Consider the following 22,627-nt stretch of genomic DNA (forward strand, 5'->3'; position numbering starts at 1 on the left):
CCGACACCGGGAAGTCTGCTCCGGGCGGCGTGGCGTTACAGGCACCGGAGCCCACGTACCCTGGTCTGGTGCGGACCCGCCCCACCCTGACCTGGACGTCCCCGGACGCGCCGCTGCCCCGGACCTCGAGCCTCGACGAGCTCGCCGAGGTCGTGGCGCGCGGGCGCGTCGCCGTGCTCAGCGGGGCGGGGCTGTCGACGGAGTCCGGGATCCCCGACTACCGCGGCGAGTCCGGCAGCCTGCGCAAGCACACGCCGATGACCTACGACGAGTTCGTCACCAGCGCCGAGGGGCGCCGGCGGTACTGGGCGCGCAGCCACCTCGGCTGGCGCACCATCGCCCGCGCCGACCCGAACGACGGCCACCACGCCGTCGCCGCGTTGCGCGACGGCGGGTACCTCGGCGGTGTCATCACGCAGAACGTCGACGGCCTGCACCAGGCGGCGGGCACCGCGGACGCCGTCGAGCTGCACGGCAGCCTCGACCGGGTGATCTGCCTGGACTGCCGCCGCCTCAGCGAGCGCGCGGAGCTGGATCGGCGGCTGCGGGAGGCGAACCCGGACTTCGGCGGCGAGGCCACCCGGGTCAACCCGGACGGCGACGTCGAACTGCCCGAGGACGTCGTGCGCCGGTTCACGCCGGTGCCCTGCACCGAATGCGACGGCGTGCTGAAGCCGGACGTGGTGTTCTTCGGCGAGAACGTGCCGCGGCCGCGGGTGGAGCGCTGCTACCGCCTGGTGGACGAGGCCCGCGCGCTGCTGGTGCTGGGCTCGTCGCTGACGGTGATGTCGGGGCTGAGGTTCGTCCGCCACGCGGCGGCCGCGGGCAAGCCGGTGGTGATCGTCAACCGCGGCGAGACGCGCGGCGACCGCTACGCCTCGGTGCGCGTCGACCTGCCGCTGGGGCGGGCGCTCACCGAGCTGGCGGCGCGGCTGGGGTGCTCCGCCAAGACGTCGTCGTAGCTCTCGTCGATCCACACGACGAGGCCGGGGTCGAGGGCGTCGGCGTCGCGGGCGGCCAGGAACTCCTCGCGGGTGGCGCCGCGCCCGGCCCGGCGCAGGCGGGTTCCGGACGCCGTGGACGAGCCGGCCCCGGGCGGGTGGGGGGAGACGCGCCCGGGGCCGGCTCTGCGACGGACCTCCACAGCCGGTCGTCGCCTGCAAGACGCCGCCACCGCCCCGGGCGTTACACCGGCTGAAGCCCCGTCCACGACCAGCGCGGCACCGTCAGGCCGCCGGGCACCTCCGCCGCCGGCCCGGGATAGGTGAGCACCTCGGCCACCGCCCACTCCATGTAGGACCGCAGCGCGGCGCGGAACTCGGGGTCGGCGGGCAGCCCGGCGTCGTCCGCGGCCCGGACGAAGCAGCCGACGAACCGGCGGCCGAGGTCGCTCATGTCGCCGTTGCCCGCGTGCATCCGCAGCACCGCGGAGTGGTCACCGCACTCGGCGGAGAACCGCGGCGGGCCGCCCATGACCTCGGCCCAGTACCAGGCCAGCCGTTCCACGTGCCGGGGGTTCTGCCCCGGGTGCGAGAACGGGTGGTTCAGCTCGGGGTCGGCCAGGCAGCGCTCGTGGTGGGCGGCGGCCAGCGCGAGGAACGCGGGGTCGCCGCCGGCGAAGTCGTACAGGGTCGGACGCACGGCGTCGAGCCTGGCACGCGCCGCCGCCCGGCGCCAGGTGCCTCAGCGCGCCGCCGCGGCCGCGCGTTCCGCGGCCGGGGTGAAGCCGCCGAACGCGTCGACCGCCCGCTGGACGTCCTCGGCCACGAGGTCGTGGTTCAGCGCGCCCGCGGCGGCCGCGCCCTGGGCCGCCGCGATGATCACGGTCGCCCGCGCGTCGACGACGTTCCCGGCCGCCCACACGCCCGGCACGTTCGTCCTGCCCATCGGGTCGGTGGACCCGACTTCGCAGCCCAGGCCGCGCAGCAGCTCGTCGTGCGGGACGGTCTGCGTGCGGATGAACAGCGCCACCCGCGGCACGAACCGCGCGCCGAGTTCGACCCCGGTGAGGTGCCCGTTTTCCCGCCGCACCGCCGTGACGGTCCCGTCGACGACCCGGACACCCCGCGCGTCCAGCCGGGTCCGGTCCTCTTCGGACAGTGGCGCGGTGTGCGGGAAGTACACGACGTCGGGCGACCACTGGCGCACCAGCAGCGCGTGGTCGACGCTCAGCGGCTCGGTGCCGAGGACGCCGAGCGGCTGGTCGCGGACTTCGTAGCCGTGGCAGTACGGGCAGGTGACGGCGTCGGTGCCCCAGCTTTCGCGCAGGCCGGGGACGTCGGGCAGGGCGTCGTGGACGCCGGTCGCGACCAGGACGCGCCGGGCGGTCAGCGTCCGGCCGCTCGCCAGCTCGGCCGTGAAGCCCGCGTCGAGCCGGGTCACCTGGTCTTCGAGGACCTCGACGCCGTAGCCGGCGAGCTCTTCGCGGCCGATCTTGAGCAGTTCGGACGGCGGCAGGCCGTCGCGGGACAGGAAGCCGTGCATGTGCTGGGCGGGCGCATTGCGCGGCGAGCCGCCGTCGACGACCGCGACGCGCCGCCGCGCCCGGCCCAGCATCAGGGCGGCGCTCAGACCCGCCGCGCCGCCACCCACCACCACGACGTCATAGCTGTTTTCGGTCATGCCGCCACCCTGCGCCCGGGTTGGCGAATCCGACAACAAATGTTGCCGTTTCCGCAACGAGCGCGTTTCCTGGAGGGATGACCGACGCGATCACCCAGGCCCTGTCCGAGGTCGGCCCGCGCCTCAAGCGGGTCCGCACGCAGCGGCGGGTCACCCTCGCCGACCTCTCGGCCGCGACGGGCATCTCGAAGAGCACGCTGTCCCGGCTGGAGTCCGGGCAGCGCAAACCGAGCCTCGAGCTGCTCCTGCCGATCGCGCAGGCCCACCAGGTGCCCCTGGACGAACTGGTCGGTGCCCCGGAGGTCGGCGACCCGCGGGTCCGGCTGACCGCCCGCCGCCTCCCGCGCAGCAACGGCGCCACGATGACGGTGCTGCCGCTGACCCGTCAGCCGGGCGCGCCCCAGGCGTTCAAGATGATCCTGGAACCGGAGACCGGCGAGCCCGACCCCCAGGTCCACGAGGGCTACGAGTGGCTCTACGTCCTTTCGGGCCGGCTGCGGCTGATCCTCGCCGACCGCGACCTGACGCTGGGCCCGGGGGAGGCGGCGGAGTTCGACACGCGCCTGCCGCACTGGTTCGGCGCGGTCGGGCGGCCGGCGGAGATTCTCAGCCTGTTCGGAAAGCAGGGCGAACGGCTCCACCTGCGGGCCAAATCCCGTTAGGACAGTCGCGTCAGGACAGTTCGGCCGGCAGGCCGAAGCCCGCGTACATCTTCGGGTCGAGGAAACCGGTGATCTCGGTGATGCGGTTGCCGCGCAGGGTGAGCACGTTCACGCAGCCGATGCGGAAGACGCCGTCCGGGCGGCGCTGGTAGCACGCGAACGCGAGCTGGCCGGCGGCGCGGACCGGGACCAGCCGCCACGGTGTCGCGAACACGCTGCCGGTGAGGAACCGGGCGACGTCGTCGCGGCCGTCGAACCACGCGGGCAGCGGTGGCATCGTGAAGCGGGCGTCCTCGGCGAGCAGGTCCAGCAGCGCCGGGACGTCGGCGCGTTCCCACGCCGCGACGAAGTCCGCCACCAGCGCGCGTTCCGCCTCCTCGCCCAGCGCGCGCAGCGTCGCCTGCTGGCTCTGCGACGGCGCGTGCTCGGCGAGGGTCTTGCGGGCCCGCTGCAGGGCGCTGGTGACCGAAGCGACCGACGTGCCGAGCGCTGCGGCCACTTCCGCGGCCGAGAACGCCAGCACCTCGCGCAGGATCAGCACGGCCCGCTGCGTGCCGGGCAGGTGCTGCAGGGCGGCGATGAACGCCAGCTCGACGCTTTCGCGGAGCTCGAAGCGGCGTTGCGGGTCCCAGGCGTCCTCGGGGTAGGGCTCGACGAACGCCTCGCCCTCGACCGGGTCCGCCAGCGGCTCACCGGGGTTCGCCGCGGGGTGGAAGTCGCGCGGCAGCAGGCGTTTCGGGCGCTGTTCGATCAGCCGCAGGCAGGCGTTCGTGGCGATCCGGTAGAGCCACGCGCGCACCGAGCTGCGCCCCTCGAACCCGGCCAGCCCGCGCCACGCGCCGAGCAGCGCCTCCTGCAGCGCGTCTTCGGCGTCGTGGAGGGCGCCGAGCATCCGGTAGCAGTGAGCGCGAAGCTCGCTCTGGTAGGGCCGCACGAGCCGGTCGAACGCGCCACGGTCGGCGCGCCGCGCGGCTTCGAGGAGGTCGGCTTCGGTGTCCATGCGCGCATCCTGCCCGACGGTCAGCCGAGTTCGCGCTGCATCAGCAGGGTGTCGAGCCAGCGGCCCTGCTTGAACCCGACGCGCCGCAGCACGCCCGCGTCGCCGAAGCCGGCGGCGCGGTGCAGGTTCCGCGACGCGGGGTTGCCGGAGTCGACGACCACCGCGATCGCCTGCCGGGCACCGGCTTTCGCGCACCGCTCGAGCAGGTCGTCGAGCAGCCGGCGGCCGAGTCCGCGCCCGGCGGCTTCGGGCGCGAGGTAGATCGTGGTCTCCACCGTGTGCCGGTAGGCGGGCTTCGGGCGCCACGGCGCGGCGTAGGCGAAGCCGTCGACCTTCGCCCCGCGCAGGACGAGGAACGGCAGGTCGCTGTCGCGGATCTTCGCGCGCCACTGGTCCGGCGTCGGCGGCGTGGTCTCGAAGGTGAAGACCGAGCCGGTGACGTAGGGCGCGAAGACCGCCGCGACGCCCTCGGCGTCGGCCTCGACGGCTTCCTCTATAGTGGACATGGCGGTTATTATAGGGGAATGATCGATCCGGGTGCCCTCGGCCGCCGCCTGCACGACCTGCGGACCGATCGCGGCCTGGCGCTGAGCGCGCTGGCCGCTCGGGCGGCGGTGAGCGTGAGTATGCTGTCGGCCATCGAACGCGGCGAGAAGACCCCGACGGTGGTGGTGCTGTCCCGCGTCGCCGACGGCCTGGGCCTGTCGTTGTCGCGGCTGCTGGCCGACCTGGAGTCGGACCGGGTGATCGTCCGCCGCGCGGCGGAGCAGGACCACGTCGCGGAGCCGGGTGGCTGGCACCGCACGGTCCTGACGCCGGTGGTGCCCGGGGTGAACTTCGAATGGATCCGCACCACCCTGCCGCCGGGGTGCGACGCGGGGAGTTTCCCGGCGTACGCGGCGGGTTCGCACGAGTTCGTCGCGGTCGAAGCGGGGACGTTGTGGCTGGGCGTCGGCTCGGCCGAGTACGTCCTGGCGGCGGGGGATTCGCTCTACTTCCCGGCGGACGAGACGCATTCCTACGCCAACCGCGGCGAGGAGCCGTGCTCGTACCACGTGGCGGCGCTGGTGATGCGCTCACGCTTGACTCATCCGATCACTTCCTCCTAGCCTGATTTGACGCATTCCCGATCCGCCGTCGGAACACCGCGTGGTGTTTCCGTCGTGGCTAGGAAAGGGAGCATTCGTGAGCCGACCGTTGAGCCGTCGTCGCGCCGTGGCCTGGGGAGCGGCGGCAGGGGCCGCGCTGCCATTCATCGGATCTCCGCCCGCCGGGGCGCAGGAGCTCGCCGCCGACGGCCGCGTCTTCGACGTCACGAAATGCGGTGCCAAAGGCGACGGGCGCACCCTCGACACCGCCGCGATCAACCGGGCGATCGACGCGGCCGCGACCCGCGGCGGGACCGTGTACTTCCCGGCCGGCACGTACGCGAGCTATTCGATCCACCTCAAGAGCAACATGGCGCTGTACCTGGCGGCGAACGCGACGATCCTGGCGGCCACGCCGGCCGGCGGCAAGGGGTACGACCCGGCCGAGCCGGGCGCGGGCAACCCGTACCAGGACTTCGGGCACAGCCACTGGCACAACAGCCTGATCTGGGGCGAGAACCTGGAGAACGTCACCATCGAGGGGCCGGGCAAGATCGACGGGAAGGGCCTCGTCGCCGGCGGCAGCGCGGAGTCCGCGCCGCTCAACGGCAACAAGGCGATCGCGCTCAAGCTGTGCCGCAACGTCGCGATCCGCGACATCACGATCGTCAACGGCGGGCACTTCGGCATCCTGCCGACCGGCGTCGACAACTTCCGCATCGACGGCCTCGTGATCGACACCAACCGCGACGGCATCAACATCGACTGCTGCAAGAACGTCCGCATTTCCGGCACGACGGTGAACTCGCCGAACGACGACGCGATCGTGCTGAAGAGCTCGTACGCGCTGAACCGGGTGCGGGACACGGAGAACGTGACGATCGACAACTGCTTCGTCAGCGGCTACGACCTCGGGACACTGGTGGACGGCACGTTCAGGACGTCGTCGTCGTACGGGCGGACCGGGCGCGTCAAGTTCGGCACGGAGGCCAACGGCGGGTTCCGCAACATCGCGATCTCCAACGTGGTCTTCGAGCACTGCCGCGGCCTGGCGCTGGAGACGGTGGACGGCGGGTGGCTGGAGGACGTGACGGTCAGCAACCTGACGATGCGCAACGTCCAGATGCCGCTGTTCCTGAGGCTGGGCGCGCGGATGCGCGGGCCGGCGGGCATCCCGGTCGGTTTCCTGCGCCGGGTGAGCATCAGCGACGTGACGACGGTGGCGGCGGACCCGCGGTACCCATCGTGCCTCGCGGGCATCCCGGGCCACCCGATCGAGGACGTCAAGCTGAGCAATATCCGCCACCACCTGGCGGGCGGCCTGACCCCGGGCGACGCGGTCCAGAACCCACCGGAGCTGGAGACGGCGTATCCGGAGCCGTCGATGTTCGGCACGCTGCCGGCGTACGGGTTCTTCATCCGGCACGCGCGCGGAATCAGCCTGGACAACGTGGACGTCCGGTTCGCGGCACCGGACACGCGCCCGGCGTTCGTGGCGCGGGACGTGGCCGACCTGGACGTGCACCACTGCCGGGCGGACAAAGTGGACGGAGCCCCGACGTTCGTCCTGGACGCGGTGGACGACTTCCGGGTGAGCGACGGGCGCCCGGTCACCGACGCCAGGGTGGCGCACGCGGACCACCAGGAGCTGTAGAGCTGTCCGGCCGGGTCCCGGCGCCGCCGCGGGACCCGGCCGGTTATGGCAACTCGCCGCCGTGCTGACCTCAGCGGCCGCGCAGATCGGGACGGGCCAAGCCCACGCCCGCCAACACGATCAACGCCACCGCCGCCACCCCGACGATCACCTCCAGGACCGGCACCCTCGCCGCCGCGGTCGTCAACGTGACGATGCTCGACACCAGCAGCAGCACGCCCGCCGCCAGGCTGAGCCAGCACAGCTGGGCCGTCTTCGGGATCACGTGCCAACGGTTCTGCCCGGCCATCGCGCCTCCTCGTTCGGGTTCCTTCCGAAGCTGCCCCGATCGGGTGGCGATCAAACCGAGCGGCGCACCGGTGCTCCGGCCCGCAGCGCCCGCGGGATCTCCGCCAACTCGTCGACGATCTCCAGCAGCCGCGCGAGGTCCGCGGGCGGTGCGGTCGAGTCCAGCTCGACCGCGTACGTGATGCCGGTCGACGTCCACGTCGCCGGGTCGAAGCCGCCCGACGCCGTCACGCGGACTCCGGCCAGTGGGATGCCGAGGGGTTCCGCTTCGCGGTAGACGTCGTTGAGGACGCAGCCGGCCGCCGCGAGGGTGAGCAGGTGGCCGCCGGTGAACTCGGTGTCCACGCCGCCGGACGTCCAGCGGTGGGGGAAACGCACGCCCGTCTCGCTGCGCAGGGTGCCCGCGCCCACCACGACCTCGAATGCCATGCCGACAGTCTCGACGTTCCGCTGGTCGGAACGCAAGGCTGTCCTGCCCGCCCGGCCCGGTGCGACGGTCGACGGCATGGCTCCCGTGAAGGCGGCGATCGTCGGCCCCGGCAACATCGGCACCGATTTGCTGGCGAAGCTGCGACGCAGTGAAGTGATCGAAGTCGGCTACATGGTCGGCGTGGTCGAGTCCGACGGGCTCGAGCGCGCCCGCGCGCAGGGGATCGAGGCGTCCGCCGAGGGCGTCGACTGGCTGCTGCGCCAGGATCCCCTGCCGGAGCTGGTGTTCGAGGCGACGTCGGCGAAGGCGCACGCCGCCAACGCCCCGCGCTACGAAGAAGCCGGCATCCAGGCGGTCGACCTGACCCCGGCGCACCTCGGTCCGATGGTGTGCCCGCCGGTGAACCTCGGCGCGCACCTCGACGCGCCGAACATCTCGATGATCACCTGCGGCGGCCAGGCCACGATTCCCATGGTGCACGCGGTTTCCCGGGTGACGCCGGTGCCGTACGCGGAGATCGTCGCGTCGGTCGCTTCGCGCGGCGCGGGGCCCGGCACCCGGGCGAACATCGACGAGTTCACGCGCACGACGTCCGGCGCGGTCGCCGAAGTCGGCGGTGCCGGGCGGGGCAAGGCGATCATCATCCTCAACCCGGTCGAGCCGCCGATGATCATGCGGGACACCGTGTTCTGCGCGATCGGGCTCGACGCCGACCGTGACGCGATCACCGCGTCCATCCACGAAATGGCCGAAGAAGTCCGGAAGTACGTGCCCGGCTACACCCTCCGCGCGGACCCGCAGTTCGACGACGCGCGCGAGGAGTGGGACGGCCACGCGCGGGTCGGGATCTTCCTCGAGGTCCGCGGCAACGGCGACTACCTGCCGGAGTACGCCGGGAACCTCGACATCATGACCGCCGCCGCCGCCCGCGTCGGGGAACTCATGGCGCGCGCGAAGCAGGAGGTGCCGGCGTGACCCGCCCAGCATTGGAGCACGACGTCCGGATCGTCGACACGACCCTGCGCGACGGCAGTCACGCGATGGCCCACCGCTTCACCGAACAGCAGGTGCGCGACACCGTGCGCGCGCTGGACCGCGCCGGGGTCGAGGTGATCGAGGTGACCCACGGCGACGGCCTCGGCGGCTCGTCGTTCACCTACGGCTTCTCCGCCGTCGACGAGCTGAAACTGATCTCGGCGGCCCGCGAAGAGGCGAAGCAGGCGAAGATCGCGGTTCTGCTCGTGCCGGGAATCGGGACGGCGGAAGACCTCCAGCGCGCGTTCGACGCGGGCGCGGAGATGGTCCGGGTGGCGACGCACTGCACGGAGGCCGACGTCTCGCCGCAGCACTTCGGGCTGGCGCGCGAGCTCGGCATGGAGACCGCCGGGTTCCTGATGATGGCGCACCGGACGCCGCCGGAGGACCTCGCGAAGCAGGCGCGGATCATGGTCGACGCGGGCTGCCAGGCGGCGTACGTGACGGACTCGGCGGGCGCGCTGCTGATGCACGAAGCCCGCGCGCGGTTCGAGGCGCTGGTCGCCGAGGTCGGCGACACCGCGTGGGTGGGCTACCACGGACACCAGAACCTCTCGCTCGGTGTCGCGAACTCCGTCCTGGCTTACGAGGCCGGGGTCCGCTACATCGACGGGTCGCTCTGCGCGCTCGGCGCGGGCGCCGGCAACTCGCCGACCGAGGTGCTCGCGGCGGTGTTCGACCGCCTGGACATCGACACGGGTCTCGACGTCGGCGGGCTGCTCGACGCGGCCGAGGAGGTCGTCCGGCCGTACCTGCACCGCTGGCCGAAGATGGACCGCAACGCGATCGTCCAGGGCTGGGCGGGCGTGTACTCGAGCTTCCTGCTGCACGCGGAGCGCGCGGCGGAGCGGTACGGCGTCCCGGCGCAGGCGATCCTGCGCCGCTGCGGCGAACTCGCGCTCGTCGGCGGTCAGGAGGACATGATCATCGACGTGGCGGTGACGCTGGCCGCCGAAGGCTAAGCCGCGAACCGGGCCAGCGCCTCGAGCTTCCACGCGCGCTTGACGTCGCTGGCCCGGTGCCCGGAGTGGTCGTCGACCAGCAGCTCCGCGCCCGGCCAGGCCGCGGCGAGCTCGACCGCCGTCGTCACCGGGCAGCTCAGGTCGAGCCGGCCGTGGATCAGCACGCCCGGGATACCGGCCAGGCGCCCCGCGTCGCGGATCACCGCGCCTTCTTCGAGCCAGCCCGCGTTCGCGTAGTAGTGCGTCGTGAGCCGGGCGAACGCCAGCGCGGCCTCGTTCACCGGCGCGTCGCTCACCGGCGGCGCGCCGGGCTCGAGGGACAGCACCACCTCTTCCCACCGGCACCACGCGGCCGCCGCGCGCCGGTGGACCGCCGGGTCGGGGTCGGCCAGCAGCCGCGCGTACGCCGCGACGTCGTCGTCGGCGCCCAAGGTGAAGCGCGCCCATTCCTCGGGGAAGAACCGCCGCAGGCCGCGGTACAGCCAGTCGATTTCGCCGCGGCGCGTGGTGCTGATCGCGCTGACGACGAGCTCGGTGACCCGCTCCGGGAAGCGTTCGGCGTACACCAGCGCGAGCGTCGTGCCCCACGAGCCGCCGGTCACCAGCCACCGCTCGATGCCGAGGTGCTCGCGCAGCCGCTCCAGGTCGGCGACGAGGTGGCCGGTCGTGTTGCCGTGCACCGAATCGAGGGCGTGCGGGGTGCTCCGGCCGCAGCCGCGCTGGTCGAGCAGCACCACCCGGTAGCGCGCCGGGTCGAACATCCGCCGCATGCCCGGCGTGCTGCCCTGGCCCGGACCGCCGTGCAGCACGACCGCGGGCTTGCCCTCCGGGTTCCCGCAGGTCTCCCAGTAGACGTGGTGGCCGTCGCCGACGTCGAGGAGCCCCTGGTCGTGGGGCTCGATCGGCGGGAACAGCTCGGCCATGGCGGGTGTCCTCCTGCGGTCAACGGCCGGAACCGCCCGTTCCCGGCGACCCGCAGTGGGCAGCAGACTCGGTTCCGGCCGGTGATCTTTCCGGTCCCCGCCCACTTTTTCGAGGGGATTTCGATGAAACGCAGGATCTTCGCCGCGGCCGTGGCGTGCGCGGCCACGGCCGCGGGGCTGCTCGGCGCCGCCCCGGCCGCCCAGGCGGCGACGTCGGTGACGTTCACCCCGCGCACGGTGACCCAGCCCCACGACAACCAGTACGTCGCTCCGCTCGGCTCGGTGCAGCTGGCGATGACGGCCACCCAGACCGCGTACGTCTACTCGACGTTGCGCGTGAACAATGCGTCGAACACGACGCTGATCGACAACGAGGTCCGCTGTTCGAGCACGAGCGGCTGGAGCAAGAACGAGGTGCTCGGGCAGAACGTCATCATCGCGAGCGCCACCGGCACCCCGGCGTCGTTGCGGGACATCAACGTCACGACCCGGTTCCTCGTGCACCCGGGCGCGGCGGGCACCGTCACGTGCACGACGTACCTGCGCAGCGCGAACCTCGGGCTCGGCAACTCGACCGTGAGCCTGGTCAGCGGCCAGCTGAAGTTCGCGGACACCAGCGTCGCGAACACGACCGCCGGCACGCCGCCGCAGGCCGACGACGGCGACACGCCTCCCGGCCGCGTCATCGGCCTCAGCTCCGCGGCCCCGACCGTGCGCGAGCCGGCCTCGGAGATCTTCGAGATGGCGCCGGTGACCGGGCTGAGCGTGTTCGGCGACATGGAACTGATGGCGTGCTACCCCGAGCCGACCGGCGGCTGCCCGCTGAACAGCATGACCGCCCGGGTGACGCTGTTCGTCAAGCAGTGGAAGGCCGACGGCACGCTGTGCAAGTCCGACGCCTCCTCGAGCGTGACGGTGCTGGTCCGCCGCGACGTCCACCACTACGTGGTCCCGCTGAACACGCACTTCACGGCGGCGACGGGCAACGGCTGCGTGCCGAAGTTCAACTTCTACGTCAAGACCGACTGGGTCAGCGGCTCGACCGGCGCGGTGCAGATGGCGTCGGGCGGCCTGCCCGACGCGACCGGTTCGACGGTGAAGCACTACGACGCGATGAGCCACGCCTTCGCGGTCGCTTACTGAAGGCGGAAAGGGCGCGCCGGTTTCCCGGCGCGCCCTTTCCGGTGTCAGGCGGGTTCCCCGAACCAGCGGCGCAGGGAGTCCGCCAGACCGGTCGTCGCGCCGTCTTCGCGGGCCCAGGCGATGTAGCCGTCCGGGCGGATCAGCACGGCCGTCAGCGCCGGGTCACTGACGCACTTCGCGGTCAGCGTGGTGACGTGGCCGGCCCAGCCGCTCGCCGTTGCGCGCAGCTCGGCGCTCTCGGCGAGGTCGAGCAGGAGCGCCTTGCCGTCCTGGAGGTGCTCGCCGGCCCGGGTGCCGTCGGCGAAGGCGAAGTCGGGCGCGCCGCGGCCGGTGAGGTCGTGCTCGCCGTCGATCGGGTACCGGTGCAGGACCCCGGAGAGCTTCTTGGCCAGGTAGGTCGCGCCGTCGTCGGTGAGGAGCAGGTCGGTGACGACCTGGCGCAGCGCCTTGGTCCGGACGTCGCTGCGCATCAGCGCCACCTGCGCCCGGGTCCACTCGAGGACCCACTCGCCGATCGGGTGCCGTTCGGTCGTGTAGGTGTCGAGCAGGCCGTCCGGCGCCGTGCCGTGGATGGTCGCGGCGAGCTTCCAGCCGAGGTTGACGGCGTCGCCGATGCCAAGGTTGAGTCCTTGCCCGCCGAAGGGGGAGTGGACGTGGGCGGCGTCGCCGGCCAGCAGCACGCGGCCCTTGCGGTAGGTGGTCGCCTGCCGCGCGTTGTCGGTGAAGCGCGTCGCGCTGTGGACCTTGGTCACCCGGATGTCGGCGCCGGACACCCGCCGGAAGCTCTCTTCCAGCTCTTCGGCGGTGATCGGGGTGTGCCGGTCCTCGGGTGGCCCGTCGAACTCGACGGTGAGCATCCGGCCGGGCATCGGCCCGTGGACGTAGAGCCCGCCGTTGCCGTGCTGCCAGCCCGGGGGCAGCGTCTCGGCGCCGGTGAGCTCGGCGAGCGCCTGGCGCCCGGTGATGGCGGGATCGGTCCCGGGGAACTCGAACCCGGCGTGCTTGCGGACGAAGCTGCGCCCGCCGTCGGCCCCGACGAGCCAGCCGGCGCCGATCTCGGTGCCGTCGTCGAGCCGCACGGTCACGCCGTCGTCCCCGGCGTCGAACCCGGTCACCTCGACGCCCCGCCGGATCTCGGCCCCCAGCTCGAGCGCGCGGGCGCCGAGGATCGCCTCGACGGCCTGCTGCTGGATCACGACCACCCGCGACGCCGGGCCGACGTCCCGGAAGGCGGGATCGGCGAAGTCGACGCCGTTCGAGGCGACCATGATCCCGGCGAAGTGCCCGACCGGGATCGCCGCCTTCGGGCCACCGCCGCCGCGTGACTTCATGAACGCCTCGATCTGCTTGGCGTTCTGCTGCACGACTTCTTCCACCGCGGGCAGCAGGCCACGGCGGTAGAAGGCCTCGGCGGTCGTCAGGTTGACCGACCCGGCCTTGATCGTCAGGTCCGGCTCGTTCAGCCGCTCGACGACCAGCACGTCCACGTTCTTCAGCCGGAGTTCGCAGGCCAGCATCAACCCGACCGGACCGCCCCCGGAGATCACCACATCCCTGTTCATGGCTCCGATGATGCCGCGAAACTTTTACCGAGTCAAACTTTGTGCCCGGTCTATACTCTCGGCTCATGGCGGATCACGGACTGCGCGAGCGCAAGAAGCGGGCCACGCGCGAGCTGATCTCGAACGTGGCGACGGGCCTGTTCATCCAGCGCGGCTTCGAAGAGGTGACGGTGGCCGAGATCGCCGAGGCGGCGGGCGTCTCGAAGATGACGGTGTTCAACTACTTCCCGCGCAAGGAGGACCTGTTCCTCGACCGCCACGCGGACCGGCTGGCGGAGCTGACTTCGGTGGTCCGTTCCCGCGAGGCGGGGGTGTCGCCGGTGGCGGCGCTGCGCGCGCACCAGCACGCGCTGCTGGCCTCGGGACACCCGCTGTCGGGGGCGATCACCGGCGGCCCCGGGTTCTGGTGGGTGCTGACGTCGAGCCCGGCGCTGATGGCCCGGTGGTACGAGCAGGAGCGGGAGATCGCGGCGGCGTTCGCGGAGGTGCTGGTCGCGGAGACGGGGGAGCAGTTCCGGTCCCGCATGGTCGCGGGGCTGCTGACGACGGCGATCACGACGGTGTTTTCCCACGCGATGGGGCGGATCGTGGCGGGCGAGGACGCGGAGGTGGTCCGGCGGGAGCAGGTCGCGGTGATCGATCAGGCCTTCGACCTGGTGGAGCGAGGTGTGGGCGACTTCCCGGAGGCGGCGGGCTGACCTCTGCCTCGCGTTCGCTTTCGCGCCCGCGTCGTTGCCGGGAGACGTGGTTCGACGGGGTCGTCAACCCCTCAGCGGAGGGCGGTCTTGGCTCCCTCGGCAACTGCGGTGGCCACTGCCGCGAGGGCGGGGGAGTCCAGTTTCCACTGCTGCCAGTGCAGCGGTACGTCCAGCGGGCGGTCCGGGGCGAGGTCCACCAGTGCGGGTCCGTGGGCCGCCGCTTGGATTTCCGGGACCATGCCCCAGCCCAGGCCGGCCGCCACTGCGTCGGCGAACGACTCCGATGCCGGGATGTAGTGGCGGACCGGGGTGAACGTGCGGCCGCGGGTCAACGTGCGCAGGAAGCGGTCCTGCACGTCGTCCTTGCGGTCGAACAAGACCACCGGCGCTTTCGGGAGGGCCGCCGGGAGCGGGCCGGACGACAGCCACCGTTCGATGAACTTCGGGGCGGCCATGGCCCGGTAGCGCATGCGGCCCAAGCGGACCGACGTGCAGCCCTGGACCGGCTGTGGTGCCGCCGTCACCGCGGCCATCACCAGGCCTTCGCGCAGGAGCGCCGCCGTGTGGTCCTGGTCCTCGCGGTGCAGGTCGAAGCAGATGCCCAGGGACTCCGGGACGTGGGCCAGGCTGGGGAGGAACCACGTGGCGAGGGAGTCCGCGTTGACCGCGATCGACAGCGTCCGGAGCGACGAGCCGACGCCCAGCTCGGCCAGTGCGTCCTGCTCCAGCTGGGCGAGTGAGCGCGCGAAGCGGATCAAGACCTTCCCGGACTCGGTGAGCGTGACCGGCTTCGTGCGGAGCAGGAGCACCCGGCCCGTGCGCTGCTCGAGGGCCTTCACCCGCTGGCTGACCGCCGACGGCGTCACGTGCAGCACCGCCGCGGCGGCGTCGAAACTGTGCTCGTCCACGACGGCGAGCAGCGTCCGCACCTGGTCGAGCGGGAGATCTGACATCACGAGCGCTAATGTTACGTAAGAATCTTTAGCTGGAGTGATCCGGCCGGACGGTCGTACCGTGGCGGCGTGCTCCCGCTCCTTCTCGCCGGCTTCGGAACCGGTCTCTCCCTCATCGTCGCCATCGGCTCGCAGAACGCGTTCCTGCTGCAGCAGGGCCTGCGCGGCGGCGCCGTCGCTCCGCTGGTCGTCATCTGCGCCGTGTCGGACCTCGTGCTGATCGGGCTCGGGGTGAGTGGCATCGGCGCCGTGCTGGAGCGGTGGCCGACGGCGATCGGGGTGATCGCCGTCGGGGGCGGGCTCTTTCTGCTCGGTTACGGCGCCCTCGCCGCGCGGCGGGCGTTCCGGCCGTCGGTCATGGCTGTGGGCGAGGAGCGGACGCCGTTGCGCAAGGCCGTCCTCGCGTGTGTGGCGTTCACCTGGCTGAACCCGCACGTCTATCTCGACACGGTGCTGCTCCTCGGTTCGGTCGCGGTCGCCCACGGCGACGGGCGCTGGGTGTTCGGCCTCGGTGCCGGCATCGCCAGCGCCGTCTGGTTCAGCGCCCTCGGCTTCGGCGCGCGTCGCCTCGCCGGTCTGTTCGCCCGGCCCGCCGCCTGGCGCGTCTTGGACGTCCTGATCGCCGTCACGATGGCCGGCCTCGGCGCGACGATGCTGCTGGGCCACGTGTGATTCACCAGAGCTGCCCGCGCTCGGCGGCCGGCGGTCGTTCCAGTTCCAGCAGGAACTCCTTGCGCCGCACGCCACCCGCGTATCCGGTGAGCTTCCCGTTCTTCCCGACGACCCGGTGGCAGGCCACGAGGATGCTCAGCGGGTTCCGTCCGACCGCCGCTCCGACTTCGTGCGGCAGAGCGCCGACGGCTCGCGCGAGGTCGCCGTATGTCGCCGTGGCGCCGTAAGGGATTTTGGTGATCTCGGCCCAGACCGCGCGGTCGAAGGCGGGGCCGTCGGCTCGCGTGGGCGCGTCGAACTCCGTGCGCCGGCCGGCGAAGTACTCTTTCAGCTGCGCTGCCGCGGCCGGGAACGCCGAGTCGTCGCGGGGGCCGAACGAGGTCCGGTCCGGCCGGGTCCAGTGGTGCGGGAAGTAGAGCCCGGTGACGATGTCGCTGTCGCCGACCAGGGTGAGCTCGCCGATCGGCGAGTCGATGATGGCGTGTTTCATCAGTCCTCCCAGGAAGTGCCGTCCGCCCGCGCGCCGCGCAGGCCGGGCAGCCGGATGTCGGCCGTTTTCGCGGTGACGACCGTCCGATCGGGACGCCACGACGTCGACAGCAGCAGCCGCCGGGTCATGCCGGCCCAGCCGGCCGGGGTGGCGCTGACCACCCAGAGGTCCGGTGCCGCGAACCGGCGGGCCTGGCGCAGCCAGGACGCCGCCGTTTCCGGCCAGGTCACCGTCGCCAGGACCAGGCCGCCCCAGGCTTCGGCGATCCGTTCGCCGTCGGCACGTGAGGCAGGGTCTGTCGTTGTGCCGATCACGACGTGCCGGGCCGGGCCGATCAGCCGCACGAGTGCCTCGAGTTCCGCGTCGGTCATGCCGCGTCGTGGAAGACCAGGCCCAGGGTGTGCCGCCGGCCCGACCGCACGGCCGAGACGCCGTGGCGCACCGGCGACGCGGACCAGCCGCGGGCGGAGCGGACCGGGCGGTCGCGGGTGGTGAAGACCAGGCCGTGGCCTTGCGGGATGAGTGTCGCGGTGCCGCGGGACTGGGCTCGTGGTCGCTGCTCGACGAGCAGGAACTCGCCGCCGGTGTGGTCGACGCCCGGTTCGTTGAGGTTGATCACGACTTGCAGGGGAAACACCTTGTCGCCGTACAGGTCGCGGTGGAGGGCGTTCCAGCCGCCGGTTTCGTAGCGGAGGAGGATCGGGGTGGGCCTTCGTTGACCGGCGTCGTGGCAGACCCGCAGCCATTCGTCCAAAGTAGACGGCCATTCGGGGTCGCGGCCGAGCCGGGCGTACCAGTCCTGCGCGATGGGCAGCAGGCGTGGGTAGAGGGCTTGCCGTAGCCGGCGGACAGGTTCCGGGAATGGGTCGGCGAAGTAGTGGTAGTCACCGTGGTCGCCGAAGCGGTGGCGCCGCAGGTTGACGGTGGCGCGGAAGTGGCGCGGCTGATCCCAGAGCGCGACGAGTTCGGCGCACTCGGCCGGAGTGAGCAGAGGAGGAAGCAGGGCACAGCCATAGTCATCGACTTCGGCGGCCACGGCCTCCCAATCAGCGGCGGCGACGCGGTTCTCGTAGGTGCTCATATTCGGTAGACGGCCGGGCGGGGCGAAACGTGAGATCGGGCGGGCGGAAATTTCGCTGGGAGTTTGTTCGCAGGCGGTGGCTCGGCCTCGGCGGGCGGCAGGCACGGCGAGGAGGCGGCCGGGGGGTGAGGCGGGCCGGCGGGGGAGAGAACGGGGCCGGCAGGGGAGAGAGCACGGGGCCGGCGGGGGAGAGAGAACGGGTGGGAAGGTGCGGGGAGGGGCGGAGGCGGAGGCGGAAAAGGGGCGAAGTGAAGAGGGGGAACGAGGCGCGGGAGGGGAGGCGCGGGAGGGGAGGCGCGGGAGGGGAGGCGCGGGAGGGGAGGCGCGGGAGGGAAGGCGTGAGAGGGAAGGGCAGTCAGGACCAAGGCCCACCCGCCTCGATCACCTGGCCCTCGGCTCCTCCCGGTCTGCCTCGCCCCCCGCCGCTCGGTACCTCGCGCTCTCCCGGCCTGCCCCCGGCAGGGGAGGCCCTTCACCCCCTCCGGAAACTCACACCGCTTCCATCGTGAGCAGGGTCCGCTTCGCCTCCTCGCCGCCCGCGTACTGCCCGTACGACCCGTCCGACCTCACCACCCGGTGGCACGGCACCACCACCGGCAGCGGGTTGAGCGCGCATGCCGTGCCGACTGCGCGGACCGCCTTCGGGCTTCCCGCCGCCGCTGCCACCTCGGCGTAGCTCTCCGTGTGGCCGTAGCCGATCTCCGGGAGGTGCTCCAGTACCGACAAGCGGAACCCCCGGGCCAAGCGGAAGTCCAGCGGGAGGTCGAAGCTTCGGCGGCCGCCCGTGAAGTACTCGTCCAGCTGGCGGGTTGCCGCGTCCAGGCGGGCCGGGGCGAGGAGGATGCGGGGGCTGATCGCCTCCGCCAGGGCGGCCAGGACCGCGTCGTGGTCCTGGCGGTCGAACGCCACCTTGACCAGGCCCGCCTCCGTCGCGGCCAGCAGCAGGGACCCGACCGGGCTGTCGATCGTGCGGTAGGCGACGTCCAGCAGTCCCTCGCGTTCCGCTTCGGTGGTGAGCCGTTCGTGCATGTGGTGCGGCAGGACCTGGGCCTCCGCCGGGAACGACCAGATTGCGTCGATCACGAGTGCGCTCCTTCCAGGGGATAAACGGCCCGCAAGGCCTTGACGCCGTCGGCGGCCGCACGGCGGGCGGCGTCCACCGTGCCTCCGGTGATCTCCGCGATCTCGCGGTAGGGCAGCCCGGCCAGGTAGTGGTAGGCGACGGCGGTGCGCTGCTTGTCCGGCAGCTTCGCGAGCGCGTCCCACAGGTCGCCGTTCCACGCGTCGGCGCGGCCTGGGCGGTCCGGGATCTCACCCACCGGCAGGGGGCGGCGTGCCTGCGCGCGGGTGACGTCGATGGCCTTGCGGTGCGCGATCGTGACGAGCCACGCCTGGACGTTCGCGTCGGCGGGCAGCTCGGGGTACGCCTTGAGGGCCGCCAGGAAGGTCTCCGACCAGGCGTCTTCGGCGTCCGCTTGGCCGAGGACGGCCCGGCAGACGCGCAGGACCATCGGCCCGTGCTCGGCCACGATCTGCTCGAACGGTTTCACGATCACACCCTGTAGACGTCCGGAGCCGCGGGAACGTGAGGTCACACCTTCGGGCTACCCGTGACGACGGTCGCGCCCAGTTCGTCGGAAGAGTGCACCCGCGGTGTCAGTCCGGCCGCCTCGAAGATCCCGCTCAGTACCGGTGCCTGCCCGGAGCTCGTTTCCACCAGCAGGGTCCCGCCCGGCGCAAGCCAGCGCGGGGCACCCGAAGCGACCCGGCGGGCGAGGTCGAGCCCGTCGAGACCGCCGTCGAGCGCGACGCGCGGTTCGTGCAACCGCGCCTCCGGCGGCATCGTCGCCACCGCCTCCGAAGGGACGTAGGGCACGTTCGCCAGCAGCACGTCGACCCGGCCGAGCAGGGACGACGGCAGCGCGTCGTAGAGATCCCCCTCGTAGACCCGCGCGCCGGGGAGGTTCACCCGGGCGCAGGAGACGGCGGCGGATCCGACGTCGGCGGCGTGCAGCTCACGGGGTGTCACCGCGGCGCCGAACGCCGCGCCCAGCGCCCCCGAGCCGCAGCACAGGTCCAGCACCACCGGGTCCGGCGGCGCGAGCGAGACGGCGACGTCGACCAGGAACTCGGTGCGGCGCCGAGGCACGAACACCCCGGGCCGCACGGCGATCCGCAGCCCGCGGAACTCCGCCCAGCCCAGCAGGTGCTCCAGCGGCAGCCCGGCGACCCGGCGATCCACCAGCGACTCGAGTTCGGCGGGGCTCGACGCGGCCGCGACGAGCAGGTCCGCCTCGTCCTCGGCGAACACACAGCCCGCCGCGCGCAGCCGGGAAACAACAACCGAAGTGTCCACCAGGGAGCGAGCCTACTGGACCTGCACCGCGTCCCCGACGTTCAGGCCGTCGAAGAAGGCGGCGGAATCGGCGTCGGTGAGGTGGACGCAGCCGTGCGACGGCGCGTCCAGCGGCCCGGCGTGGAAGGCGATGCCGCCGGCGGCGAAGAACACCGAGTTCGGCATGTTCGTGCCGTACTCGCTGCTGGTGTGCTCGCGGTCCTTCCAGACGACGTGGAACGACCCGGCGGGCGTCGTCTGGTCCGGCGGCCCGAACCCGGCCGGGACCGGGCCGCGCACGACCCGGCCGTCCCGCAGCAGCCAGGCCAGGCGCTGCGCCAGGCTCACGCACGCGCCGGTCGTGACCGCGCACGGTGGCGCGGGTGGCGGGGTGGACGTCGCCGGGGTGGTCGTCCGGACCAGCGGCGCCGGCTCCGCGATCGGGCTCGGCGTCGTCGCGCGCGGTGCCGCGCACGACGCCGTGACCAGCGTCAACCCCAGCAGGACCAGCACCCTGGTGCCGCGCATCCGTCTTCCCCTCGCCGATGTTCTCCCGGTGATCAGTACGGGTGAGTGGTCCCGGAGGTTGAGCCGCGCGTGCACCCGGGTTGTCCCTGCGTGCACCGCACCTATCGGACCGGGTACCCGGACGGACAAGGTCGAACCATGACGAAGCTGAGCGCCGAGCAGATCGCCCGGCACGCCTACGCGGCCGGGTTCCGCGGCCAGGGCCTGACCACGGCGGTCGCGGTCGCGCTGGCCGAGTCCGGCGGGCGGACGACCGCGCACAACGCCACCCCGCCCGACGACTCCTACGGCCTCTGGCAGATCAACATGCTGGGCGCGCTCGGCCCGCAGCGGCGCCGCCAGTACCACCTGAAGTCCGACGACGAGCTGTTCGACCCGGCCACCAACGCCCGCGTCGCCCACCGCGTCTCGGGCGACGGCCACGACTTCACGCCCTGGTCGACGTACACGAACGGCGCGTACGAACACCACCTCGCGGCCGCGCGCGAGGCCGCCCGCGCCGTCACGAAGCCGCAGGCCGCCTCCGGCGCCGGCGGTGGCCGCCCGTTGCGCGTAGACGACGCCGTCCTGCACGCCTACGTGCGGCAGACACGGCACGTCGCCGACGCGCTGGGCGCGGCCGCCGAGCCGCTGCGGGACGTCCGGGAGATCGGGCGCGAGAGCTTCGGCCGGATCGGCGAGGAGTCGGGCTTCGCCGACGCGCTCGCCGGGTTCGGCCTCGCCCTGCAACGGCAGGTCAAGGGCGTCGGAGCGCACGCCGACGGTCTCGCCTCCGCCGCGCGGAAGGCCGCCAGGACCTACCGCGACCACGAAACGGCGACCGCCGCGGCCCTCCGGAGCTGACATGGACACCACCGCATTGGCGCGGTCCTTCGCGAAGGACCTCATCGCGCACCGCACCCAGCTCGCCGGGAAGGCCGAAGACGCCGTCCGCGCCGAATACGCCCTGCACCAGGTCGCCACCGCGCTGGACGACCAGCACGACATCTACCACAAGGAAAGCACCACGGTCCTGGAGCACTGGCACGGCCACGGCGCCGACGGCTTCCGCCACACCAGCGCGAAGCTGACGAAGGAGCTGCGGGTTACCGGCGCGGCCGGCGCGGCGGCGGAAGAGGTCGTCGCGCACGTGGCGTCCACAGTGGACAGCGGACACACGGCCGTGCAGAGGCTGGTCGACGAGTACACCGCCCGGGCCAAGCAGGTCCTCGACGCGGGTGTCGCGGCCGGGACGCAGGCGGCGCTCATGCGGGCCGTCGGGCACGCCGCCGACCTGGCCCCGCGGTACACGCGGCAGTCGGCTTCGACGCTCCGGCACGTCGACGCGGAACTCAAGGCGGCGGCGAAGAAGCTGAACGAGCTGCGGAAAGACCTGACGCACGACGACGTCGCGGACAAGACAGCCCCCGCGAAGGCGGTTTCGGGGCGAGGCAAGGAGATCGTCCACGCCGCGCGCAAGGAATTGGGCACGCGGGAGAACCCGCCGGGCAGCAACCGCAACCCGTACGGGCCGACCGCCGCGTGGTGCTCGTCGTTCGCGACGGCGATGTGGCGCAAGGCGGGCGTGAAGATCCCGGTCCTGCCGTTCAGCGGCGACGTCTACCACTGGGGCGAGCGCAACGGGCACGCCTACGGCAGGCACTCGCTGCACGAAGCGAAACCGGGCGACGTGCTGATCTTCGGCACCGGCCCGCAGAACACGGCGACGAGCACGCACATCGGCATCGTCGAGAAGGTCGAAGGCAACCGCGTCACGATGATCGAGGGCAACTCCGGGGACGCGGTCCGCCGGAACACGCACACGCTGTCGGCGTCGACGTTCTACGGAGGAGTGCACCCGTGATCACCGGAAGAGCCGCCGACCGGACGGTCGCCGTGGCGGTCGCGCCCGGCGGGGCGCTGCAGGAGCTGACGCTGGAAGCCGCGGCGCTGCGGCTGGAGCCGGACGAACTGGCGCGCCGGATCCTGCTGCTGACGGCGGCCGCGTCGGCCCGGGCCACGGCTTCCCTGTGGCACAACCGGGACGTGGTGGACGCGCTCGGCCTGCCCGAGGCGGGGGAAGCCGCGGAAGAGACCACCCCGGACAGCTGGCGGGCCCAGTGAACCGGACGGCGGAGGAGCTGGCGGACGACGCTTTCGCGGCACCGGAACCCGGCTACGGGACCCGGCTGGCGGCCGTCCGCGCCGCCGCGGCGGACGACGGGGTCGCGGTGGTGGTCGACCTGCACGGGGCGTTGGTGGACCTGCGGTTCGAAAGGCGGGCGCTGCACCGGCCGCCGGGCGAGCTGGCCGGGCTGATCCGGCGGCTGGCGGCGGAGGCGGGCGCGGACGCCCTGCGGCAGGGCCGCGAGCTGCTGGGCGGCCTGCTCCCGGACGAACCCGGGCCGGCCACGCGACCGGCCCGGCCGCCGGAGCCCGACTCCCTGGTACCGGCGACCTGGGCGACGTGACGCCGTGAGCGGGAACCCGGTTTCCGCTCACGACCGGCCGCGGGAGACCGC

General features: G+C 72.7%; 29 protein-coding genes. 13 read left to right on the top strand and 16 right to left on the bottom strand.

Translation table 11 applies throughout. From position 1 onward, the window contains the following. The first annotated feature begins 68 nt into the window (after positions 1–68). The gene (locus ACWEVP_RS46885; protein ID WP_452069090.1) at positions 69–962 is read left to right on the top strand and encodes an NAD-dependent protein deacetylase; all 894 of its coding nucleotides are present in this window, start codon (positions 69–71) and stop codon (positions 960–962) included. A 223-nt stretch (positions 963–1,185) separates the two neighbouring features. Here the strand turns inward: ACWEVP_RS46885 and ACWEVP_RS46890 are convergent, their stop codons facing one another. Together ACWEVP_RS46890 and ACWEVP_RS46895 are read right to left on the bottom strand one after the other, a co-directional pair. Further along, positions 1,186–1,641 (bottom strand): group II truncated hemoglobin, encoded by a 456-nt coding sequence (locus ACWEVP_RS46890; protein ID WP_452069091.1) that lies wholly within the window; start codon positions 1,639–1,641, stop codon positions 1,186–1,188. 42 nt (positions 1,642–1,683) lie between these two features. Further along, entirely contained in the window at positions 1,684–2,622 is a 939-nt protein-coding gene (locus tag ACWEVP_RS46895; RefSeq protein WP_452069092.1) for an NAD(P)/FAD-dependent oxidoreductase, read from the bottom strand. Between the two features lie 77 nt (positions 2,623–2,699). Here ACWEVP_RS46895 and ACWEVP_RS46900 point away from each other — a divergent pair, with 77 nt between their 5' ends. Further along, positions 2,700–3,284, top strand: coding sequence for a helix-turn-helix domain-containing protein (locus ACWEVP_RS46900; protein ID WP_364466398.1), 585 nt, complete (start codon positions 2,700–2,702; stop codon positions 3,282–3,284). Positions 3,285–3,294: 10 nt separating this feature from the next. Here the strand turns inward: ACWEVP_RS46900 and ACWEVP_RS46905 are convergent, their stop codons facing one another. Then, positions 3,295–4,284 (bottom strand): RNA polymerase subunit sigma-70, encoded by a 990-nt coding sequence (locus ACWEVP_RS46905; RefSeq protein WP_452069093.1) that lies wholly within the window; start codon positions 4,282–4,284, stop codon positions 3,295–3,297. 20 nt (positions 4,285–4,304) lie between these two features. Continuing rightward, positions 4,305–4,790 (bottom strand): N-acetyltransferase family protein, encoded by a 486-nt coding sequence (locus tag ACWEVP_RS46910; RefSeq protein ID WP_452069094.1) that lies wholly within the window; start codon positions 4,788–4,790, stop codon positions 4,305–4,307. Between the two features lie 18 nt (positions 4,791–4,808). On the opposite strand from ACWEVP_RS46910, the gene ACWEVP_RS46915 reads away from it, so the two are divergent. After that, complete coding sequence (locus tag ACWEVP_RS46915; RefSeq protein WP_452069095.1) at positions 4,809–5,393, top strand: helix-turn-helix domain-containing protein; 585 nt, start codon at positions 4,809–4,811, stop codon at positions 5,391–5,393. A gap of 136 nt (positions 5,394–5,529) precedes the next feature. Next, positions 5,530–7,026, top strand: coding sequence for a rhamnogalacturonidase (locus ACWEVP_RS46920; protein WP_452069130.1), 1,497 nt, complete (start codon positions 5,530–5,532; stop codon positions 7,024–7,026). Positions 7,027–7,096: 70 nt separating this feature from the next. Here ACWEVP_RS46920 and ACWEVP_RS46925 read toward each other — a convergent pair whose 3' ends face one another. Both ACWEVP_RS46925 and ACWEVP_RS46930 read right to left on the bottom strand, forming a co-directional pair. Continuing rightward, on the bottom strand, positions 7,097–7,315 hold the full coding sequence (locus ACWEVP_RS46925; RefSeq protein ID WP_452069096.1) for a hypothetical protein: 219 nt from the start codon (positions 7,313–7,315) through the stop codon (positions 7,097–7,099). A 50-nt stretch (positions 7,316–7,365) separates the two neighbouring features. Further along, positions 7,366–7,743, bottom strand: coding sequence for an OsmC family protein (locus ACWEVP_RS46930; RefSeq protein WP_452069097.1), 378 nt, complete (start codon positions 7,741–7,743; stop codon positions 7,366–7,368). A gap of 76 nt (positions 7,744–7,819) precedes the next feature. Here ACWEVP_RS46930 and ACWEVP_RS46935 point away from each other — a divergent pair, with 76 nt between their 5' ends. Then, entirely contained in the window at positions 7,820–8,719 is a 900-nt protein-coding gene (locus tag ACWEVP_RS46935) for an acetaldehyde dehydrogenase (acetylating) (RefSeq protein ID WP_452069131.1), read from the top strand. Next, entirely contained in the window at positions 8,716–9,741 is a 1,026-nt protein-coding gene (dmpG, locus tag ACWEVP_RS46940; protein ID WP_452069098.1) for a 4-hydroxy-2-oxovalerate aldolase, read from the top strand. Before ACWEVP_RS46935 ends, dmpG begins: the two co-directional genes overlap by 4 nt. Here dmpG and pip read toward each other — a convergent pair. After that, positions 9,738–10,664: a prolyl aminopeptidase gene (gene pip, locus ACWEVP_RS46945; RefSeq protein ID WP_452069099.1), complete on the bottom strand. Its 927-nt coding sequence runs from the start codon at positions 10,662–10,664 to the stop codon at positions 9,738–9,740. The genes dmpG and pip overlap by 4 nt on opposite strands. A 123-nt stretch (positions 10,665–10,787) precedes the next feature. On the opposite strand from pip, the gene ACWEVP_RS46950 reads away from it, so the two are divergent. Continuing rightward, positions 10,788–11,807 (top strand): hypothetical protein, encoded by a 1,020-nt coding sequence (locus ACWEVP_RS46950; protein ID WP_452069100.1) that lies wholly within the window; start codon positions 10,788–10,790, stop codon positions 11,805–11,807. Positions 11,808–11,851: 44 nt separating this feature from the next. Here the strand turns inward: ACWEVP_RS46950 and ACWEVP_RS46955 are convergent, their stop codons facing one another. Beyond that, a complete protein-coding gene (locus ACWEVP_RS46955) occupies positions 11,852–13,369 on the bottom strand; it encodes an FAD-dependent monooxygenase (protein ID WP_452069101.1) in 1,518 nt (505 codons plus the stop codon). A gap of 65 nt (positions 13,370–13,434) precedes the next feature. Between ACWEVP_RS46955 and ACWEVP_RS46960 the strand changes: the two genes are divergently transcribed. Then, entirely contained in the window at positions 13,435–14,067 is a 633-nt protein-coding gene (locus tag ACWEVP_RS46960) for a TetR/AcrR family transcriptional regulator (protein ID WP_452069102.1), read from the top strand. A gap of 71 nt (positions 14,068–14,138) precedes the next feature. Here the strand turns inward: ACWEVP_RS46960 and ACWEVP_RS46965 are convergent, their stop codons facing one another. Beyond that, positions 14,139–15,020, bottom strand: a complete 882-nt coding sequence (locus tag ACWEVP_RS46965) for a LysR family transcriptional regulator ArgP (RefSeq protein ID WP_452069132.1) — start codon at positions 15,018–15,020, stop codon at positions 14,139–14,141. Between the two features lie 69 nt (positions 15,021–15,089). Here ACWEVP_RS46965 and ACWEVP_RS46970 point away from each other — a divergent pair, with 69 nt between their 5' ends. Further along, positions 15,090–15,692, top strand: coding sequence for a LysE/ArgO family amino acid transporter (locus ACWEVP_RS46970; protein ID WP_452069103.1), 603 nt, complete (start codon positions 15,090–15,092; stop codon positions 15,690–15,692). A 1-nt stretch (position 15,693) separates the two neighbouring features. Here ACWEVP_RS46970 and ACWEVP_RS46975 read toward each other — a convergent pair whose 3' ends face one another. From ACWEVP_RS46975 to ACWEVP_RS47005, 7 genes are all read right to left on the bottom strand, one after another. Then, complete coding sequence (locus tag ACWEVP_RS46975) at positions 15,694–16,182, bottom strand: methylated-DNA--[protein]-cysteine S-methyltransferase (RefSeq protein WP_452069104.1); 489 nt, start codon at positions 16,180–16,182, stop codon at positions 15,694–15,696. Beyond that, positions 16,182–16,553: a hypothetical protein gene (locus tag ACWEVP_RS46980; RefSeq protein WP_452069105.1), complete on the bottom strand. Its 372-nt coding sequence runs from the start codon at positions 16,551–16,553 to the stop codon at positions 16,182–16,184. Before ACWEVP_RS46980 ends, ACWEVP_RS46975 begins: the two co-directional genes overlap by 1 nt. Continuing rightward, entirely contained in the window at positions 16,550–17,263 is a 714-nt protein-coding gene (locus ACWEVP_RS46985) for a 2OG-Fe(II) oxygenase (RefSeq protein WP_452069106.1), read from the bottom strand. Before ACWEVP_RS46985 ends, ACWEVP_RS46980 begins: the two co-directional genes overlap by 4 nt. 489 nt (positions 17,264–17,752) lie before the next feature. Further along, complete coding sequence (locus ACWEVP_RS46990; protein ID WP_452069133.1) at positions 17,753–18,292, bottom strand: methylated-DNA--[protein]-cysteine S-methyltransferase; 540 nt, start codon at positions 18,290–18,292, stop codon at positions 17,753–17,755. A 50-nt stretch (positions 18,293–18,342) separates the two neighbouring features. Continuing rightward, positions 18,343–18,819 (bottom strand): RNA polymerase sigma factor, encoded by a 477-nt coding sequence (locus ACWEVP_RS46995; RefSeq protein ID WP_452069107.1) that lies wholly within the window; start codon positions 18,817–18,819, stop codon positions 18,343–18,345. Positions 18,820–18,854: 35 nt separating this feature from the next. Then, a complete protein-coding gene (locus tag ACWEVP_RS47000) occupies positions 18,855–19,619 on the bottom strand; it encodes a putative protein N(5)-glutamine methyltransferase (protein ID WP_452069108.1) in 765 nt (254 codons plus the stop codon). Positions 19,620–19,631: 12 nt separating this feature from the next. Further along, the gene (locus tag ACWEVP_RS47005) at positions 19,632–20,126 is read right to left on the bottom strand and encodes a L,D-transpeptidase (RefSeq protein WP_452069109.1); all 495 of its coding nucleotides are present in this window, start codon (positions 20,124–20,126) and stop codon (positions 19,632–19,634) included. A 138-nt stretch (positions 20,127–20,264) separates the two neighbouring features. Between ACWEVP_RS47005 and ACWEVP_RS47010 the strand changes: the two genes are divergently transcribed. From ACWEVP_RS47010 to ACWEVP_RS47025, 4 genes are read left to right on the top strand one after another with little or no spacing between them, the layout of a single operon-like run. Continuing rightward, positions 20,265–20,969, top strand: a complete 705-nt coding sequence (locus ACWEVP_RS47010) for a transglycosylase SLT domain-containing protein (protein WP_452069110.1) — start codon at positions 20,265–20,267, stop codon at positions 20,967–20,969. Position 20,970: 1 nt separating this feature from the next. After that, complete coding sequence (locus tag ACWEVP_RS47015; RefSeq protein WP_452069111.1) at positions 20,971–21,969, top strand: CHAP domain-containing protein; 999 nt, start codon at positions 20,971–20,973, stop codon at positions 21,967–21,969. Further along, on the top strand, positions 21,966–22,229 hold the full coding sequence (locus ACWEVP_RS47020) for a YbaB/EbfC family DNA-binding protein (protein ID WP_452069112.1): 264 nt from the start codon (positions 21,966–21,968) through the stop codon (positions 22,227–22,229). The genes ACWEVP_RS47015 and ACWEVP_RS47020 overlap by 4 nt, the downstream gene beginning before the upstream one ends. After that, positions 22,226–22,576: a hypothetical protein gene (locus ACWEVP_RS47025; protein WP_452069113.1), complete on the top strand. Its 351-nt coding sequence runs from the start codon at positions 22,226–22,228 to the stop codon at positions 22,574–22,576. The genes ACWEVP_RS47020 and ACWEVP_RS47025 overlap by 4 nt, the downstream gene beginning before the upstream one ends. The last annotated feature ends 51 nt before the right edge of the window (positions 22,577–22,627 follow it).

The organism is Amycolatopsis sp. NPDC003865, from assembly GCF_053605345.1.